Source organism: Streptomyces sp. WAC07094, assembly GCF_036320405.1.
Lineage (GTDB): Bacteria > Actinomycetota > Actinomycetes > Streptomycetales > Streptomycetaceae > Streptomyces > Streptomyces lannensis.
This window is the reverse complement of the sequence record NZ_JAVMJZ010000001.1, coordinates 5,346,128-5,365,132: the sequence shown is the minus strand read 5'-3', so window position 1 is coordinate 5,365,132 and position 19,005 is coordinate 5,346,128. Positions and strand designations below refer to the sequence as shown.

Below are 19,005 nucleotides of genomic sequence, written 5' to 3'. Positions count from 1 at the left end.
TTCGATGTCCGCGAGTGCCGCCTCGTCAACCCCGGACGGGCAGCCCGCCGAGCAACCGGGCGGGGGCGCTCTGCTGGTTGAGCGTGGTGGTCGCGCGCTTCAAGGTGCTGAGCGCGGAGTTCGTGTTCTCGGTGTCGAGGCTGTGGGACTGATGCGCGAAGGGATGCACATCCAGCGACTTCTGGCTGGTGACGGTCTCGAGGGCGCCGCTGAGGCCGGTGGGCGTGGTGTGGGAGGTGTCGGCGGCGAAAGCGGGGGCGGCGATACCGCTGACCGCCAGGGAACCCGCAACGACGGCGGCGGCCTTGAGGGACTTCATCGTGTTCCTTTCTTCGGCGACTTGCGTCACCACGGGGAAGGGGTGCGCCCTGGCTAACGAGCCCCCTCATCCGCGGAAACCCGCATCCGGAAGATTCCCGGGACCCACGCGGTCGCCCGCGGACGTCGGACAGCCGTCGGTCCCGTCCGCGTGGACGGGACCGACGGCTGTCCGGTCCCTGTGCCGCCTCGCCTCAGACCATGGGGCGCGACGCGGACGTCGTGGGCGTGGACGGTGCGGTGACGGCAGTGCTGGGCACCGGCATCGGCCGCAGGCTCGGCGCCGCAGGCATGCTGGGCATGGGCGGGAGACTGGGCAGGACAGGCATACCGGGGTGGTGCGGGAGTCCGCCGACGATCAGACCGGCGAGGACGACCCTGACGAGCGAGCCCAGCACGTCCCTGGCCGCCGGCAGCACATCACCGGACTGACCGGCGGTCGACACCGAGATCAGTCTGTCGACCGACTTCTGCAGCGCGCCCAGCACGTCGCCGGGTGCCGACGTGGCCGAGGCGGTCGGCGTGGCACCACCCATCTTGGCGATGGCGTCCTTGACGGCCTTGTTGAACCCGGCCGCCTTGTCCGCGGAGAGACGCCCGTTGTCCGCCGCGAGTACGGCGTTGAGCAGACCGGTGACGGGGGCCACGGTGCCGTCGGCGCCCGCCACCCGCTGGACCTGCGTCAGAAGCGCGTCGGCCCCGGGTACGGGGGTGGTCGGCGGGTGGGACTCCGTCACCTGGATGACGTCTCGCGATGAGCCGTGGTCGGAGGCCACGGCGGTCGGCACGGCCATGCCGAGCACGAGCGTGGCGCAGAGGGAGGTGGTGGCGAGGCGCCGGGCGGGCAGATCACGCATGGGTGTTCCCTTCCTGGTGAGCCGTCGTTCCTGTGCTCACCGTGAAAGGGGACATCACCTACTGCAACCGATCGACTGCTCCGCGCAGTCGTCAAGGTCCCATGGCAGGCGCTTCTCCCCTGGTGGGAACCCTTCGAACACCTTGAAACCCGATTCCCCCGTTCGGGGCAATGCCTCGAACGGGGGAATGCCAACCGGCCGCCTTCCCTGGGGAGAGCGGCCGGCAGAAGGGTTCGCTCGGCGTCAGCCGTTGACGCAGGTGCTGCCGGACGCGGGGTTCAGCAGACCGATCACGTCGACCGTGTTCCCGCACAGGTTGACCGGAACGTGGACCGGCACCTGCAGGACGTTGCCCGACAGGACGCCCGGGGAGTTTTCGGCAGCGCCGCTGGCGCCGCTGTCGGCGGCGGCGATGCCGGCGGTGCCTGCCACAGCCGCAGCGGCAACGGAGGTCAGGGCCAGGCCCTTCGCGATACGCGACATGGAGAGATGCTCCTTGGGGATCGTCACAACAGTCGGGCGGAATGCCCGACGTGGAGTCAACTGCGGGGCACGTGCCCGGGTTGCGCCTCCGATGGGGTGATCTCCTGAATTGCCAACTTCACGTTTTCGGCCACGTGAACCCTCCGGCACCACCCGGTCCACGGCGCACGACGACCGGCCGCGTCGCTCCGCACAAGGCGGCGGACCCGCCGCACCCGGCCCGTCCGCGCATTCCCGGACGCGGTCGCCGAGCCCGGCCTCGTGCCGGCTTGCGGTCCTCGGACAGCACGGGACCGCTGGGCACACGGGAAATCGCCCGGAACCCCGCACAGACACGCCTGATCGCAGAAGCCACAGGCAGAAGCCACCGACCGCCGCGGTCCCGGCCGGAGGCGAGCAACGTTCCGCCCGGCCCGACAGCGAGCAGAGCACGGCGGCGAGTTGACGGACACCCGGCCGCGCGACGCGCCCGGCCGTCCCACCGGCGAGCCGATGCGGTGACCGTCCGGGTCCGCGACGTGGTCGGTCAACTCGCATCGGGGCGTACCCCCAGAGTGTGCGCGCGGCCCACGGCATGGGCAGGATCTCGACATCGAGAAACGGCCACAGCGCCCCGGGCACGCGTCAGGAAGCCCGCCGGGGCGCACGTGGCAGGAACGGGCCGGAACCCGGGCCGAGCGCCGGCTTCCGGTGCCTCCCGGCGGCGGGTTTCCCGTGGTTTCCGGGCACCTGACGTGGGCCGATCGCGAGGCGGACGGCGCCGGAGCCGAGAGCCGATCCGCCCCGGATGAGCGACAGTGGGCCGAGGGGCGACGGTGCGTTCATGGGTGTGGACTTTCGGGCAACCCGAAACCAAGTCAAGCTGTCGTCCGAATGTCCGGACAAAATATTGACACGGCTCCCTCGACGCGGCTAGACCTGGGGGCAGCCGATGCGAGGGGAACTGATGGAGGAGCTCAGGGAGTCCGCGCCGCACTCCGCAGACGGGTCGGACGGCGGACCGCTCGGAACCGGTGACCGGTACGACCTGGTCACCATGGGACGGATCGGTGTGGACCTCTACCCGCTGCAGACGGGCGTGCCCCTGCCGCAGGTGACGTCCTTCGGGAAGTTCCTGGGCGGTTCGGCGACGAACGTCGCGGTCGCCGCCGCGCGCCTAGGACGCCGTACGGCGGTGATCACCCGTACGGGCGACGACCCCTTCGGCACCTACCTCCATGAGGCACTGCGCGGCTTCGGCGTCGACGACCGCTGGGTCACCCCGGTCCCGGGGCTGCCCACCCCGGTGACGTTCTGCGAGATCTTCCCGCCGGACGACTTCCCGCTGTACTTCTACCGGCAGCCCAAGGCGCCGGACATGGAGATCGACGCGCACGAACTGGACCTTGACGCCATCCGGGCCGCGCGGATCTTCTGGATGACGGGCACGGGCCTGAGCGAAGAGCCGAGCCGCACCGCGACGCTCGCCGCGCTCGCGCACCGCGCCAAGTCCGGTACGACGGTCTTCGACCTGGACTGGCGGCCGATGTTCTGGCGGGAGGAGCGCGACGGCTCACGCCCCGGGCCGGACGCCGCGCGCCCCTTCTACGCCGAGGCCCTGCGCCACGCCACCGTGGCCGTCGGCAACCTCGACGAGGTGGAGGTCGCCACCGGCGAGCGCGACCCGCACACCGCCGCCCGTGCCCTGCTGGACGCCGGGGTCGAACTCGCGGTCGTCAAGCAGGGGCCCAAGGGCGTCCTCGCCGTCAGCCGCAGCGGCGAATCGGCGGAGGTCCCCCCGCTTCCGGTCACGGTGCTCAACGGCCTCGGCGCGGGCGACGCGTTCGGCGGGTCGCTCTGCCACGGACTGCTCGGCGGCTGGGACCTGGAGCGGATCATGCGGTACGCGAACGCCGCCGGCGCGATCGTCGCCTCCCGGCTGGAGTGCTCGTCCGCGATGCCCACGCCCGACGAGGTGGAGAACGCGGTCACGGCGGGAGCGGTGCTGTGAGGACCGCCGCCACCGCCCGCGTCGACGTCGCCGAACTCGTCCGCCTCCGCACGCACCGCCCCGAGGCGGTGGCCGAGGCCGCCGCCCGCCGTGCCAGGCGCCCCCTGGTCGACGACACCGGCCGGCTGATGATCGTCGCCGCCGACCACCCCGCGCGGGGCGCCCTCGGCGTGGGTGAGCGCAGGATGGCCATGGCGAGCCGCGCCGACCTGCTCGAACGGCTGTGCCTGGCGCTCTCCCGCCCCGGTGTCGACGGCGTGCTGGGCACCGCCGACATCCTCGACGACCTTCTGCTGCTCGGGGTCCTCGACGGCAAGATCGTCATGGGCTCGATGAACCGCGGCGGCCTTCAAGGGGCGTCGTTCGAGCTGGACGACCGCTTCACCGGTCACCGCCCGAAGGACATCGAGCGGCTCGGCTTCGACGCCGGAAAGCTGCTGCTGCGCATCGACTACGACGATCCGGGTTCGCTCAACACCCTGGAGTCCACCGCCCGTGTCATCGACGAGATGGCAGAGCGCCGACTCCCGGTGTTCGTCGAACCGTTCATCAGCCGCCGCACTCCCGAGGGCCGGCTCCGCAACGATCTGGGCGCCGAAGCCGTGACCAGGTCGATAGCCATCGCCAGCGGCCTGGGCGGTACGTCGGCGTACACCTGGCTGAAGGTCCCCGTCACGGAGGACCCGGACGACATGGCCCGGGTGATGGAGACCTCCACGCTGCCGGCCGTGCTGCTCGGCGGCGACGTCGGAGAGGACCAGGAGGGCGCGTACGAGAAGTGGCGTCACGCCCTCCGGCTGCCCACCGTCCAGGGTCTGGTGGTCGGCCGTTCGCTGCTCTACCCGGCGGACGGCGACGTCGCCGCGGCCGTGGACACCGCCGTAGGACTTCTGTGAGGGCCGCATGAGCAACGAGCTGTACGTCCCCCGGGGGACCACCGCCAACGCGCAGTACACCCTCGACATCGACCCCAAGCGGGCCGGCTGGAGTCACACCAGCCTGCGGACGGTGGAGCTACGGCCCGGCGGCACGCACATGTTCACCACCGGCGACAGTGAGTGGATCGTGCTTCCCCTCGAGGGCGCCTGTACCGTGCACATTGAGGACAAAAGGTTCCAACTCCTGGGCAGGGACGACGTGTTCGCGGGGGTCTCCGACTTCGCGTACGTGCCCCGCGACGCCCGGGTCCACATCGCCTCCGGCGCGGGAGGCCGCTTCGCCCTGGCAGGAGCGAAGTGCGAGCGCCGACTCCCCGCCCGCTACGGCCCCGCGCCGGAGGTCCCCGTCGAGGAGCGCGGCAGCGGCAACTGCGCACGCCTGGTGCGCAATTTCGCCTCTGCCGACGCCTTCGCATGCGACAGGCTCATCGCCGTCGAGGTCGTCACGCCCGGCGGCAACTGGTCCTCGTATCCGCCCCACAAGCACGACGAGGCGCGGCCCGGCGAGGAGATGGAACTGGAGGAGATCTACTACTTCGAGATCCAGGGCCCGAACGGATTCGGGTACCAGCGCGTATTCCCCTCCCGTGAGGGCGGCTCCGACGTCCTCGCCGAGGTCCGCACCGGCGATGCCGTCCTCGTCCCCGACGGCTGGCACGGCCCCTCCATCGCCCAGCCCGGACACTCCATGTACTACCTGAACGTCATGGCCGGACCGGGCGAGGAGCGCCAGTGGCGGATCCGATTCCACCCGGACCACACGGAGGGATACCGATGACCTCGACGACGAGGCTCACGGTCGCTCAGGCGCTCGTACGCTTCCTGGCCGCCCAGTACACCGAGCGGGACGGCGTGCGCCGCCGTCTGATCGGCGCGACCTGGGGCATCTTCGGCCACGGAAACGTCGCGGGCGTCGGCCAGGCGCTGCTGGAGTACGGCGACGTGATGCCGTACCACCAGGGCCGCAACGAGCAGGCGATGGTGCACGCGGCGGTCGGCTGGGCCCGGCAGTGCAACCGGCTCTCCACGCACGCCGTGACCACCTCCATCGGGCCCGGCGCCACCAACCTCGTCACGGGCGCCGCCCTCGCCACCGTCAACCGCCTCCCGGTCCTGCTGCTGCCCGGCGACGTGTTCGCCACCCACCCCGCGGACCCGGTGCTGCAGCAGCTGGAGGTCCCGCACGCGGGTGACACGTCCGTCAACGACTGCCTGCGCCCGGTGTCGAAGTACTTCGACCGGATCACCCGTCCCGAGGCCCTGATCCCGGCCGTGCTCCAGGCGATGCGGGTGCTCACCGACCCCGTGGAGACCGGCGCGGTCACCCTCGCGCTGCCGCAGGACGTGCAGGCCGAGGCCCACGACTGGCCGGAGGACCTCTTCGCCGAGCGGACCTGGACGGTACGCCGTCCGGGCCCCGACCCCGTCGAGTTCGCCGAGGCCGTACAGGCGATCCGTGCCGCACGGCGACCGCTCGTGGTGGCAGGCGGCGGTGTCCACCACAGCCGGGCCGAGGACGCCCTCGCTGAGTTCGCCGGGACCACCGGCATCCCGGTCGCCTCCACCCAGGCCGGAAAGGGCTCGCTGCGCTGGGACCACCCGCAGGACGTCGGGGGAATCGGGCACACCGGCACCGCGACCGCCGACGAACTGGCCCGCACCGCCGATCTGGTGATCGGCGTCGGCACCCGCTACACCGACTTCACCACCGCCTCCGGCACCCTGTTCATCCGGGACGGCGTCCGCTTCCTCAACCTCAACATCGCCCCGTTCGACGGCCACAAGCTCTCCGGGCTGCCGCTGGTGGCGGACGCCCGCAGCGGCCTCGAGGAGTTGACCGAGGCACTGGAGATGCACGGCCACCGTGTCGAGCCGGCGTACGTCGCCGAGTACACGGAGGACAAGGAGCGCTGGGAGCAGCGCGTCGACGCCTGCTTCGACGCCGACGAACCGGACATACGGCCGACGCAGACTCAGGTCATCGGCGCGCTGGACGCCCTGGTGGACGAGTCCGACGTCATCGTCAACGCGGCCGGTTCGCTTCCCGGCGATCTGCACAGGCTGTGGCGGTCCCGCTCCCGCGACCAGTACCACGTCGAGTACGGCTACTCGTGCATGGGCTACGAGATCCCGGCCGCCATCGGCGTGAAGATGGCCGCTCCCGACCGCGCCGTGTGGGCCCTGGTCGGCGACGGCACGTATCTGATGATGCCGACGGAGATCGTCACCGCCGTGCAGGAGGGGATCGCGATCAAGGTCCTGATCGTGCAGAACCACGGCTACGCGTCCATCGGCGGCCTGTCGGAGTCGGTGGGCGGCGAGCGGTTCGGCACCGACTACCGCTACCGGTCCGAGGACGGTGCGTACACGGGCGCGCCGCTGCCCGTGGACCTCGCCGCCAACGCGGCCAGCCTGGGGATGCGCGTACTGCGCGCGAAGACGGTACGGGACCTGCGCCGCGCCCTCGCCGAGGCACGCGCGGCGGACACTCCCACATGTGTCTACGTGGAGACCCAAACCGCAGACACTGTGTCGGGCGCGCCCGGGACGCAGGCCTGGTGGGATGTACCCGTGGCCGAGACCGCGACCCGATCGTCGGCGGTCAAGGCGCGCGAGGAGTACGACCGGCACGTCTCGACCCGACGCCGCCATCTGTGAAGGAGTACTTGGCATGACGAAGATCGTCAACCACTGGATCGGCGGGAAGACCGTCGAAGGTGCGTCGGGCACGTACGGGCCGGTGACGGACCCGGCGACCGGCGCGGTCACCACGAAGGTCGCCTTCGCTAGCGTGGACGAGGTGGACGCGGCCGTCGCGGCGGCCAAGGACGCCTACCGGACCTGGGGCCGGTCCTCGCTGGCGCAGCGCACGTCCGTCCTCTTCAGGTTCCGGGCGCTGCTCGACGCGCATCGCGACGAGATCGCCGAACTGATCACCGCCGAGCACGGCAAGGTGCACAGTGACGCACTCGGCGAGGTCGCCCGCGGCCTGGAGATCGTCGACCTGGCGTGCGGCATCAACGTCCAGCTGAAGGGCGAGCTGTCCACACAGGTCGCGAGCCGCGTGGACGTGGCCGCGATCCGGCAGCCGCTGGGCGTCGTCGTGGGCATCACCCCGTTCAACTTCCCCGCGATGGTCCCGATGTGGATGTTCCCGATCGCCATCGCTTGCGGCAACACGTTCGTGCTGAAGCCGTCGGAGAAGGACCCGTCGGCCTCCGTCCGCCTGGCCGAGCTGCTCGCGGAGGCCGGACTGCCGGACGGCGTCTTCAACGTCGTCCACGGCGACAAGGTGGCCGTGAACCGGCTCCTGGAGCACCCGGACGTCAAGGCGGTGTCCTTCGTCGGCTCGACCCCGATCGCCCGCTACATCCACACCACGGCCTCCACGAACGGCAAGCGGGTGCAGGCCCTCGGCGGGGCCAAGAACCACATGCTGGTGCTGCCGGACGCCGACCTGGACGCCGCGGCCGACGCCGCGGTCTCGGCGGCGTACGGCTCGGCCGGCGAGCGCTGCATGGCGATCTCCGCCGTCGTGGCCGTCGGCTCCATCGGCGACGAGCTGGTGGAGAAGATCCGCGAGCGCGCCGAGAAGATCAAGATCGGCCCGGGCAGTGACCCGGCCTCGGAGATGGGCCCGCTCATCACCAAGGTGCACCGCGACAAGGTGGCCTCGTACGTGACGGGCGCGGCGGCCGAGGGCGCGGAGGTGGTCCTCGACGGCACCGGCTACACCGTCGACGGCTTCGAGGACGGCCACTGGATCGGCATCTCGCTGCTCGACAAGGTGCCGACCACGGCCAAGGCCTACCAGGACGAGATCTTCGGCCCGGTGCTGTGCGTACTGCGCGTGGACACCTACGAGGACGGTGTGCGGCTCATCAACGACTCGCCGTTCGGCAACGGCACCGCGATCTTCACCCGGGACGGCGGCGCCGCCCGCCGCTTCCAGCTGGAGATCGAGGCGGGCATGGTCGGTGTGAACGTGCCGATCCCGGTCCCGGTGGGCTACCACTCCTTCGGCGGCTGGAAGGACTCGCTCTTCGGCGACCACCACGTCTACGGCAACGACGGCACGCACTTCTACACCCGCGGCAAGGTCGTCACCTCCCGCTGGCCCGACCCGTCCGAGGCCCCCGCGGGCGTCGACCTCGGGTTCCCGCGCAACCACTGAGCGTCGCCGTAAGCCCTCGTCAGGCCGTCCGGATACCGGACGGCCTGACATTTTTTTGACGCCTTCGCTGCGGTTCCCGTATGGACGTCATCAAACGGGTGACGCAGGCAACGATGCGCATTCACCTTAGAAAGCAAGGTCCAAGAGCTGCATGGCTTGATCAACCAAGAAGAGGGGCGTCTCGTCCTGGGAAAGCAACGTGACGCAGGTCGCTTTACAAGTGCGGATTCCGAAGGTTAACGGCCATTGACGCGCCGGTTTTCGTCGGGGTTCCATGCAGCCCACCGGGAGAGGACCAGCACCAGAACGACCCAGCCTCCGGAGGCGATAGCGCTCCCGTCCGAACCACCGCCGCACGAGTCGATCGGAACCGCCGCATGACCGACACGCTCAGTACCGTCGAGACCGTCGTCGCCCCAGCACCCGACAGCAGTCCCCGGACACTCAAGCGCTCCATCGGCGTCGTCGGCGGCACCCTGCTCACGCTCTCGTGCGTGACGCCCGCCTCCACGCTCTTCGTCGTCGTCCCCGACCTGTTCGGCTCGCTGGGCACCGCCACCGCCGTCACCATCGCCATCGGCTCGCTCCTCTGCATCGCCGTCGCGTTCTGCTACTCGGAGCTGGGCACCCTCATCCCCAGCGCCGGCGGCGAGTACGCGATGGTGTCGACGCTCGCCGGACGCCTGGCGGGCTGGCTGGTCTTCGTGCTGTCCCTGCTGGTCGTCGTGATCGTCCCGCCGGTGATCGCGATGGGCACGGCCGACTACCTCGCCCCGGTCGTCCATCTCGACCCGGCGATGACCGGCGCCGGGGTCATGCTGCTCGCCACCCTGGCGGGCCTGCTGGACCTGCGGGCCAACGCCTGGATCACCGGCATCTTCCTGGTCCTGGAGGTCGTGGCCGCGGGTCTCGTCGCGATCCTCGGCTTCGCGCACGGCGAGCGGGGCACCGGCAGCCTCGTCTCGATGCAGGTGGCCGGCACCGGCGGCCACGCGGACACGGTGACGGCCGCGATGGTGGTCTCCGGGCTCGCCATCGCCCTCTTCGTCACCCAGGGATTCTCGACCGCCGTCTATCTCTCCGAGGAACTCGAGAACCCGCGCCGCAACGTCGCCCGCACGGTCCTCGCCACCCTCGCCATATCGACGGTCGTCATCCTGGTCCCGGTCGTCGCGATCACCATGGGCGCCCCCGACCTCCAGGCGCTGACGAGCGGCGACATCAGCAGCATGGTCGCCGCCTGGTCGAACTCGGCCGTGGGCACCTTCATCAGCCTCTGCGTCGCCCTCGCGATCATCAACGCGGGCATCGTCATGGTCATCCAGAACTCCCGGGTGCTGTTCGCCTCGGCGCGCGACAAGGCCTGGCCGGAGCCGGTGAACAGCGCCCTGTCCCGGCTCGGCCGATTCGGCTCCCCCTGGGTCGCCACCCTCGTCGTCGGCGTACCCGGCGCCCTCCTGTGCTTCGTCAACCTGGACACGCTCTACGGGGTCACCGGCGTCTCCGTGACCGGGATGTACCTGCTGGTGGCGATCGCCGCCCTGCTCGCCCGGCGCGGCTCGCACGCGCGGACCCCGGCCTGGCGGATGCCGCTGTGGCCCGCGACCCCCATCCTGCTCATCGCCGTCCTGACCTACATCCTCAGCCTGCAGGAGGTGAGCTACCTGCTGTGGACGGGCGGCATCACCGCGGTGGCCACCCTGTACTGGCTCCTCTACCTCCGCCCCCGCCGCACCACCCGCTGGCTGGTGTCGATCCCCGAGGACGCACAGGCCTGAGCCGGCATCACCGCGCTCAGCCGAAGTCCCACGTCACCACGGAGCACGTCCCGTCGTCCTCGCCGCCCGCACTCCGGTACGCGGCGAGGGCGACGTCGTTCCCGGTGTCGATCAGCACCCACATGCCGTAGCAGTCCAACTTCCGGGCGAGCGCGGCGAGGCGCTCGACGAGCGCGCGCCCGATCCCCCTGCGCCGGTAGGGCTCCGCCACCGCGAGCTCGTACAGGAACATCTCCGTGCCCTTGTCGGGGTGGATCGTCTCGACCCCGCTGACGAAGCCGACGGGAGCGGACTCACCGTCCGCGTAGGCGAGGAAGAGATGGTGTCCGGCGGCGGCGAGAAAGCGCCCGGCCCACTCGGGGCGGACGGGATGGTCGAACAGGTGCTCGGCGGCGGCCACTTCGACGACGGTCGTGGCACGGCGAATCTCCATGGGTCTTCGTACCACGGCTGCGGTACGCGGCATCAGGCCTCTACGTCCATGGGAGGGTCCCCGGTTCAGACCGGCGGCTGCTTCGGATGTCGGTGCCCGCCCTTACCGTTGACACATGGATCTTCGACTGCCCGCGGTCCGGGGGCTGCGCCGGGGTGCCGTGGCCGCCGTGGCCGCGGTCCTCCTCGTGCTGGCCGGCGTGGGGACATGGACGGCCGTCGCATCGGACGACGCGCCCGCCGTGCGCCGCACCGACAGAGTCATGGACATGGGCGACGGGGTGCGGATCGACACGTCGTACTTCACCTCGGGGACCACCGGGCACCGACCGGCGGTCCTGCTGGCGCACGGATTCGGCGGCAGCAAGCAGGACGTCGCGGGCCAGGCCGAGGACCTCGCGCGCGACGGGTACGCCGTGCTGACCTGGTCGGCGCGCGGCTTCGGCCGGTCCACGGGGAAGATCGGGCTGAACGACCCCCGGGGAGAGGTCGCCGACGTCTCCAGGCTGATCGACTGGCTGGCGAAGCAGCCCGGCATCGAACTCGACGGGCCCGGCGACCCGCGGGTGGGCATGGCGGGCGCGTCGTACGGCGGGGCGATCTCGCTGCTGGCCGCCGGGTACGACCACCGGGTGGACGCGATCGCCCCCGCGATCACGTACTGGAACCTGGCGGACGCCCTGTTCCCGAACGGCGTGTTCAAGAAGCTCTGGGCCGGCGTCTTCATGAACTCCGGCGGAGGCTGCGCGAAGTTCACCGCCGAACTGTGCGGGATGTACAACCGCGTGGCGGAGTCCGGCCGGCCCGACGCTCAGGCGCGAGCCCTCCTCGATGCGCGGTCCCCGTCCGCGATCGGCAAGGACATCAAGGTGCCCACGCTTCTCGTCCAGGGCCAGTCCGACTCGCTGTTCCCGCTCGGCCAGGCGGACGCCGCGGCCAGGGCGATCAGAGCGAACGGCGCGCCCGTGGACGTCGACTGGATCGCGGGCGGGCACGACGGCGGGGACCTGGAGTCGAGCCGCGTCCAGGCGCGCGTCACGGCGTGGTTCGACCGCTATCTGAAGGACGGGAAGGGCGTCGACACCGGTCCGGCCTTCCGGGTCACACGCACCGGCGGCGTCGACTCCACCGACGGCGCCGCCCTGTTGCGCGGCGCGAGCGGGGACGCGTACCCCGGTCTGGAGAGCGGACCGCGTACGGTCCCGCTCAGCGGCGGCGCGCAGCGGTTCACGAATCCGGCGGGAGCGAACCCGCCCGCGATCTCCGCGCTCCCGGGCCTCGGCGGGGCGGGCGGCCTGTCCCAGCTGTCGTCGCTGGGCATCGGGGTCTCACTCGACTTCCCCGGGCAGTACGCACACTTCGACTCACGGCCCGTGCACGATGACCTGTGGGTCACCGGATCGCCCACGGTGACCGTCCATGTGATGTCCACCAGCGACGACGCCGTCCTCTTCGGAAAGGTGTACGACGTCGGGCCGGGCGGCGGCAGGCAGGTGCTCCCGTCGCAGCTCGTCGCTCCCTTCCGGGTGACCGGCGCCAAGGCGGGCAAGGACGTCACCCTGACGCTGCCGGCCGTCGACCACGAGGTGCAGAAGGGACACCGGCTGCGCCTCGTCCTCGCCTCGACGGACCTCGGCTATGCCTCCCCGGCCGCTCCCGCCACCTACTCGGTGTCCCTGAAGGGCGCTCTGCACGTGCCGACGGCACCGGGTGTGACGACCGCGGCGGCCCCGCTTCCCGGCTGGGTGTGGTGGCTGCCGGCGGCCGGAGCCGCCGTCGCCCTGGCCCTGCTGCTGGCCGGACAGCGCCGTACGACGGCACCGGCACCCGATCCCGCACTGGCCGATGTGCCGCTGCAGATCACGGACCTGAGCAAGCGGTACGCGAGGTCGGCCGACCGGTACGCGGTGCGCGACCTCTCGTTCCGCGTGGAGAAGGGCCAGGTGCTGGGCCTGCTCGGACCGAACGGCGCGGGCAAGACGACGACGCTCCGCATGCTGATGGGCCTGATCAAACCGGACGGTGGCGAGATCCGGGTCTTCGGCCATGCCATCCGCCCGGGTGCCCCGGTGCTCTCGCGGGTCGGGGCCTTCGTGGAGGGCGCCGGTTTCCTGCCGCATCTGTCCGGCCGCGACAATCTGGAGCTGTACTGGCGGGCGACGGGACGTCCACCGGGGGACGCGCATCTGGACGAGGCGCTGGAGATCGCCGGGCTCGGCGACGCGCTGGCCCGCGCGGTGCGCACGTACTCCCAGGGCATGCGTCAGCGGCTGGCCATCGCCCAGGCGATGCTGGGCCTTCCGGACCTGCTGATCCTCGACGAACCGACCAACGGCCTGGACCCGCCGCAGATCCGTGAGATGCGCGAGGTCATGATCCGGTACGCGGCGGCGGGCCGCACCGTGATCGTCTCCAGCCATCTCCTGGCGGAGGTCGAACAGTCCTGCACCCACCTGGTGGTGATGGACCGCGGGCGCCTGGTCCAGGCGGGCCCGGTGCACGAGATCGTGGGCTCGAGCGACACCCTGCTCGTCGGCCTGGCGGCCGACATCCCCGATCCGCTGGTGGAGAAGGTGGCCGCGCTGTCCGGGGTGTCCTCGGCGGTGCGGACGGAGGGCGGTCTCCTGGTGCGCCTGGCTCCGGTCGCGGAGTCGGCGGAACCGGCCGTCGGAGCCGCGGGCACGGAGCCCGTCCTCGCCGGCCCCGCCCGCGACGTGGTGTCCGCGCTGGGGTCCGTGGAACCGGTCGCCTCCGCCGTGGGGGCTCCGGGGCGGACGGCGTCCCTCGACACCGGCGAAACGATCACGGTCGCTGCCGTCGGGCCGCTCACCAACGCGGACCTCGGCCCGGAGCCCCTCCCGTCCCTCGCGAACGGCGAGGACGCCACGGGCATCACCGCGCTCCCCGAGGGGTCCGGCGACCCGCTCCGTTCCGGATCGGCGGCCGCGGCCCGGCTTCTCGTCGAACTCGTCCGGCTGGAGGTTCCGGTGGCATCGCTCGGTCCCCACCGGCGTCTCGAGGACGCCTTCCTCACGCTGATCGGAGGTTCCGCATGAGTGCCCTCGCCGAGCGGGCGGAGACGGCCGACGGATACCGGGCGCGGCGGACGCTGCCCCTGCGCGTCGAACTCGTCCGGCAGTTGAAGCGGCGCCGTACGCTCGTCATGGGCGCGATCCTGGCCGTGCTCCCGTTCGTACTGGTCGTCGCCTTCGCCATCGGCGGCGACCCCGGGTCCCGCAACGGCCAGGTCACGCTGATGGACACGGCGACCGCGTCGGGTGCGAACTTCGCCGCGGTGAACCTCTTCGTCTCCGCAGGGTTCCTGCTGGTCATTCCGGTGGCCTTGTTCTGCGGGGACACCGTCGCCTCCGAGGCCGGCTGGTCCTCGCTGCGCTATCTGCTCGCGGCGCCCGTCCCGCGGGCCCGTCTGCTGTGGTCCAAGCTCGTGGTCGGTCTCGGCATGAGCCTCGCGGCCATGGTGCTGCTGCCGGTCGTCGCACTCGCGGTGGGCACCGCGGCCTACGGCTGGGGACCGCTGGAGATACCGACCGGCGGCTCTCTCCCCGCGGGCACGGCTGCCCAGCGGCTCGTGGTCGTCGTGGCCTACATCTTCGTGTCCCAACTGGTCACCGCCGGCCTGGCGTTCTGGCTGTCGACGAAGACGGACGCACCGCTGGGCGCGGTCGGCGGCGCCGTCGGCCTCACCATCGTGGGGAATGTGCTGGACGCGGTCACCGCGCTCGGCCACTGGCGCGACTTCCTGCCCGCGCACTGGCAGTTCGCCTGGGCCGACGCCGTTCAGCCCCGTCCGGAGTGGTCCGGCATGATCCAGGGCACGGCGGTTTCCATAACGTACGCGCTGGTGCTGTTCGCCCTGGCCTTCCGCGGTTTTGCGCGCAAGGACGTCGTTTCCTAGGTCAACGGAGGATTTCACACCGGTCTCGAAGGCGGCCCGCCGTGGCCGGTTCGAGATTCATCCGCAACGTCCCGTACCGCACATCTCGGCCCCCTCCGCCGTCACAGTCACAGACGTCAACGGACGGAGGGGACCCATGCGGGAGTACCGGACACGACGGCCCTGGGGGGTGCTGATCGCGATCACGGTCGCGGGCGGCCTGTTGCTCACGGGCTGCGGGGGCGGCGCCTCCGACGGATCGGGCAAGTCCAACGGCTCCGCCGTCTTCCCCGCCCCGGCGTACAGCCCGGGGCCGAACGACGGCAGGGAGAGCACGAACCATCTGTCCACCTTCGCGCTGGACGTGGACACCGCCTCGTACGGCTATGCGCGCCGCGTCCTTTCCGAGGGCCGGCTGCCGGAGCCGTCGACCGTCCGGCCCGAGGAGTTCGTCAACAGCTTCCCGCAGGACTACGAGCGCCCACGGGGCAACGGATTCACGGTCACCGTCGACGGTGCCCGCACCGGCGACACGGACTGGTCCCTGGTCCGGGTCGGCCTCGCCACCCGTGCCGCACCGACGGAGGGCGAACGTCCGCCCGCCGCGCTGACGTTCGTCGTCGACGTCTCCGGCTCCATGGGTGAGCCCGGCCGCCTCGACCTGGTCCGGGACTCCCTCGACATACTGACCGACCGGCTGCACGACGACGACTCGATCGCGCTCGTCACCTTCAGCGACGAGGCGAGGAGGGTGCTGCCGATGACCCGCCTCGGCGGCCATCGGGCCCGGGTCCACGAGGCGATCGACGAACTCGAGGCGACGGCCTCCACCAACCTCGGCGCAGGCGTCCGCACCGGCTACGCCACCGCGGTCGAGGGTCTGCGCCCGGGCGCCACCAACCGGGTCGTCCTGCTCTCCGACGGACTGGCGAACACCGGCGACACCGCTGCCGACACCATCCTCGAACGCATCGCGGACGCCCGCCGCGAACACGGCATCACCCTCTTCGGGGTGGGTGTGGGCAGCGAGTACGGCGATGCGCTGATGGAACGCCTCGCCGACCGCGGCGACGGCCACACGACCTATGTCTCCTCCGACGGCGACGCCCGCAGGGTCTTCAGCGAGCAGCTGCCGCAGAACGTCGAGCTGACGGCCCGTGACGCGAAGGCGCAGGTCGCCTTCGACCCCCGGAACGTCACGGAGTTCCGCCTCATCGGTTACGACGACCGGCGCGTCGCCGACGAGGACTTCCGCGACGACCGCGTGGACGGAGGCGAGATGGGCCCCGGGCACACGGTGACCGCGCTGTACGCGGTCCGCACCCGGCCCGGCGCCGGCGGGCATCTCGCCACGGCGAGCGTCCGCTGGCTTGACCCAGGCACCCGGGAGCCGCACGAGGAGTCGGGACAGCTGGAGACCGGCTCCCTCGACGACGACCTGTGGCACTCCTCGTACGGCCTGCAAGTCGCCGCGACGGCCGCCTACTTCGCGGACGACCTGCGGGTGAACCGGGCGGGCGGGGCCCCGCTGCCGGGCAGGCCGGACCTCCGCGCACTCGCCGACCGCGCCGACTCACTCGCGGAGCGCAGGCAGGACGCGGACGTACGCGGGCTCGCGGCGGCGATCCGGACGGCGTCCGAGCTGCGCGGCTCCGAGTAGGCCGAGGGCCGCGCCGGCCCCACGGGGGAGCGTGCGTCCGGACTGTCCCGGCCACGCCCTCCGGGGCCGCAGCCCCTCCGCGGGACCACCCGGGCCCGGCGCCCGCGACGGGGCCCTACCTGTCCGGCCCACGCCCCGGGCACGGCCCGCGTCCGGATCACCCGTGCGCGCACCATTGAAATTCCTTAACTGGTGAGTAAGTTGACTTCCAAGTAAGTACGCATGTCCGCACGCGAGCCGCGACCGGAGCCGTCATGGGCGTACGCAGGGATCTGAAACGGGCACAGCGGCGCGGGGACCTGGCCTCCCGCGGCGAGGTCGAGCTGATCAGGGACGGGACCGGCACCGTCCGCGAGGTGCGCGCCGCACCGATGACACCGCGCCCCACCACGGGCAGCACCGCAGATCTCCCCTACACCAACGCCCAGGAGGCACCCGAGGCGGTGGCGCTGCGCCGCCAGGAGGGCACCTCATGGCGACCGGTCACCGCCGCGGCGTTCGCCGCCGAGGTGACCGCCACGGCCAAGGGGCTGCTCGCGGCGGGGCTGGAACCGGGCGGCCGGGTCGCGGTCATGTCCCGCACCCGCTACGAGTGGACGGTCCTGGACTTCGCGATCTGGGCCGCCGGCGGGCAGACCGTCCCCGTCTACGCCACGTCGTCCGCCGAGCAGGTCGAGTGGATCGTGCGGGACTCGGGGACCCGCTTCGCCGTCGTGGAGAGCGCCGAGAACGCGGAGACGGTCACGACGGCGACGGCCGGGCACCCCGAGCCCCCGCGAATGTGGCGGCTGGACGACGACGCTCTGGGCCGGCTCGCCGCCCTCGGCCGGGATGTCCCCGACGAGGAGGTGACCAAGCGGCGCGCGGCGCTCACCCCCGAAACGGTGGCGACGATCTGCTACACCTCCGGCACCACCGGCCGGCCCAAGGGCTGTGTACTCACCCACGCCAACCTGCACGCGGAGGCCGCCAACACGGTCGAGCTGCTCCACCCGGTCTTCAAGGAGGTCACGGGCCAGATCGCCTCGACACTCCTGTTTCTGCCGTTGGCCCACATCCTGGGCCGCTCGCTGCAGATCGCCTGCCTGATGGCCCGTATCGAGATCGGCCACTTCCCGAGCATCAAACCCGACGAACTGCGGCCCGCGCTGCGCGGGTTCCGCCCCACGTTCCTGGTCGGTGTCCCCTACCTCTTCGAGAAGATCCACGACACCGGGCGCGCCACCGCCGAGAAGATCGGCAGAGGCGCCTCCTTCGACCGCGCCGACCGGATCGGGGTCCGCTTCGGCGAGGCGTACCTGCACCGGTTCCTGGGCTCCGGCAAGGGCCCCGGTGCCGGCCTGTTCGCGGCGTGGGCGCTGTACGACCTGCTGGTCTACCGGCGCATCCGCAAGGAACTCGGCGGCCGTATGCGGTACGCCGTCAGCGGTGGATCCCCGCTCGACCGCGATCTCAACCTCTTCTTCTACGCGGCCGGAATCATCGTCTACGAAGGCTACGGGCTCACCGAGACGACCGCCGCGGCCACCATCGTCCCGCCGCTCGGACCCCGCCCCGGCACCGTCGGCCTCCCGGTGCCGGGTACGGCCGTCCGTATCGCCGACGACGGCGAGGTCCTGATCCAGGGCGGTGTGGTCTTCGGCGCCTACTGGAACAACCGGGCCGCCACGGACGCGGTCCTCGGCGACGGCTGGTTCGCGACGGGCGATCTCGGCTCCCTCGACCAGGACGGCTACCTCACCATCACCGGCCGCAAGAAGGACATCCTCATCACCAAGGGCGGCAAGAACGTCTCCCCCGCCGTCCTCGAGGACCGGCTGCGCAGCCGCCCGCCCGTCGGGCAGTGCATCGTGGTCGGGGACAACCGCGCCTACGTCGCCGCCCTGATCACCCTCGATCCCGAAGCGATCGCCCACTGGTTGTCCGTGCACAGGCTGCCCCCGGACACTCCGATGTCCGAGGTCGTCCGTGACCCGCGGATCCTCGCCGACGTCCAGAGGGCCGTAGACCATGCGAACGCGGCGGTGTCCCGGGCCGAGTCCATCCGCAGGTTCGCCCTGGTCGAGGGCGAGTTCAGCGAGGACAACGGTCTGCTCACCCCGTCCTTGAAGGTCAGGCGTCATGCGGTGAGGACGGCGTTCGCACGGGAGATCGAGGCACTGTACGACGACTGAGGCCCGGGGGACCCGGACACGCCGGAGCGCATCGCAGGAGGGGTCCGCCGAACGGTTCGGCGGACCCCTCCTGCGATGCGCGAGACCCGGCTGTCGACGGCGCTGTCCGACAACGGCAAATGGCGTCGATCGGGCGTTTCCGCAGGTGCGGGTCACGCTGTTGATCCTGTGCGCTTTCCGTATGAATCGAATCGCGGCATTCGGGTGAATTGAACGGCAACTGAGGCTGGGGGGTTGCTTCCGCGGCCGATTCCTCGTTTCACAGAGTGCAGGTCGTGCGGCGAGCTGTTCAAGTTGTGCTCGCTC

Annotated in this window: 14 protein-coding genes; 10 read left to right on the top strand and 4 right to left on the bottom strand. The window is 71.3% G+C overall.

Translation table 11 applies throughout. From position 1 onward, the window contains the following. Window positions 1-25: 25 nt before the first annotated feature. The 3 genes from RCR19_RS23705 to RCR19_RS23695 form a co-directional block, all read right to left on the bottom strand. On the bottom strand, window positions 26-319 hold the full coding sequence (locus RCR19_RS23705) for a hypothetical protein (protein ID WP_331266950.1): 294 nt from the start codon (window positions 317-319) through the stop codon (window positions 26-28). A 193-nt stretch (window positions 320-512) separates the two neighbouring features. Beyond that, window positions 513-1,175, bottom strand: coding sequence for a hypothetical protein (locus RCR19_RS23700; RefSeq protein ID WP_331266949.1), 663 nt, complete (start codon window positions 1,173-1,175; stop codon window positions 513-515). A 243-nt stretch (window positions 1,176-1,418) separates the two neighbouring features. Continuing rightward, entirely contained in the window at window positions 1,419-1,658 is a 240-nt protein-coding gene (locus RCR19_RS23695; protein ID WP_059131300.1) for a chaplin, read from the bottom strand. Between the two features lie 946 nt (window positions 1,659-2,604). Between RCR19_RS23695 and iolC the strand changes: the two genes are divergently transcribed. The 6 genes from iolC to RCR19_RS23665 all read left to right on the top strand — a co-directional run bounded on the left by iolC (window position 2,605) and on the right by RCR19_RS23665 (window position 10,538). After that, window positions 2,605-3,648 (top strand): 5-dehydro-2-deoxygluconokinase, encoded by a 1,044-nt coding sequence (gene iolC / locus RCR19_RS23690; protein WP_331266948.1) that lies wholly within the window; start codon window positions 2,605-2,607, stop codon window positions 3,646-3,648. Further along, the gene (locus RCR19_RS23685) at window positions 3,645-4,544 is read left to right on the top strand and encodes a deoxyribose-phosphate aldolase (protein ID WP_331266947.1); all 900 of its coding nucleotides are present in this window, start codon (window positions 3,645-3,647) and stop codon (window positions 4,542-4,544) included. Before iolC ends, RCR19_RS23685 begins: the two co-directional genes overlap by 4 nt. A gap of 7 nt (window positions 4,545-4,551) precedes the next feature. Then, window positions 4,552-5,364: a 5-deoxy-glucuronate isomerase gene (iolB, locus tag RCR19_RS23680; protein WP_331266946.1), complete on the top strand. Its 813-nt coding sequence runs from the start codon at window positions 4,552-4,554 to the stop codon at window positions 5,362-5,364. Beyond that, window positions 5,361-7,244 (top strand): 3D-(3,5/4)-trihydroxycyclohexane-1,2-dione acylhydrolase (decyclizing), encoded by a 1,884-nt coding sequence (gene iolD, locus RCR19_RS23675; protein WP_331266945.1) that lies wholly within the window; start codon window positions 5,361-5,363, stop codon window positions 7,242-7,244. Before iolB ends, iolD begins: the two co-directional genes overlap by 4 nt. Before the next feature lie 13 nt (window positions 7,245-7,257). Then, complete coding sequence (gene mmsA / locus RCR19_RS23670; RefSeq protein ID WP_331266944.1) at window positions 7,258-8,760, top strand: CoA-acylating methylmalonate-semialdehyde dehydrogenase; 1,503 nt, start codon at window positions 7,258-7,260, stop codon at window positions 8,758-8,760. Window positions 8,761-9,137: 377 nt separating this feature from the next. Beyond that, on the top strand, window positions 9,138-10,538 hold the full coding sequence (locus RCR19_RS23665; RefSeq protein WP_331266943.1) for an APC family permease: 1,401 nt from the start codon (window positions 9,138-9,140) through the stop codon (window positions 10,536-10,538). A 16-nt stretch (window positions 10,539-10,554) separates the two neighbouring features. On the opposite strand, the gene RCR19_RS23660 is transcribed toward RCR19_RS23665, so the two are convergent. Next, complete coding sequence (locus tag RCR19_RS23660) at window positions 10,555-10,971, bottom strand: GNAT family N-acetyltransferase (protein ID WP_331266942.1); 417 nt, start codon at window positions 10,969-10,971, stop codon at window positions 10,555-10,557. 115 nt (window positions 10,972-11,086) lie between these two features. On the opposite strand from RCR19_RS23660, the gene RCR19_RS23655 reads away from it, so the two are divergent. From RCR19_RS23655 to RCR19_RS23640, 4 genes are all read left to right on the top strand, one after another. After that, window positions 11,087-14,026, top strand: a complete 2,940-nt coding sequence (locus RCR19_RS23655; RefSeq protein WP_331266941.1) for a CocE/NonD family hydrolase — start codon at window positions 11,087-11,089, stop codon at window positions 14,024-14,026. Then, window positions 14,023-14,886, top strand: a complete 864-nt coding sequence (locus RCR19_RS23650; protein ID WP_331266940.1) for an ABC transporter permease — start codon at window positions 14,023-14,025, stop codon at window positions 14,884-14,886. The genes RCR19_RS23655 and RCR19_RS23650 overlap by 4 nt, the downstream gene beginning before the upstream one ends. A gap of 136 nt (window positions 14,887-15,022) precedes the next feature. Next, window positions 15,023-16,525, top strand: a complete 1,503-nt coding sequence (locus tag RCR19_RS23645; protein ID WP_331266939.1) for a von Willebrand factor type A domain-containing protein — start codon at window positions 15,023-15,025, stop codon at window positions 16,523-16,525. 254 nt (window positions 16,526-16,779) lie between these two features. Continuing rightward, window positions 16,780-18,699: an AMP-binding protein gene (locus RCR19_RS23640; RefSeq protein WP_331266938.1), complete on the top strand. Its 1,920-nt coding sequence runs from the start codon at window positions 16,780-16,782 to the stop codon at window positions 18,697-18,699. The last annotated feature ends 306 nt before the right edge of the window (window positions 18,700-19,005 follow it).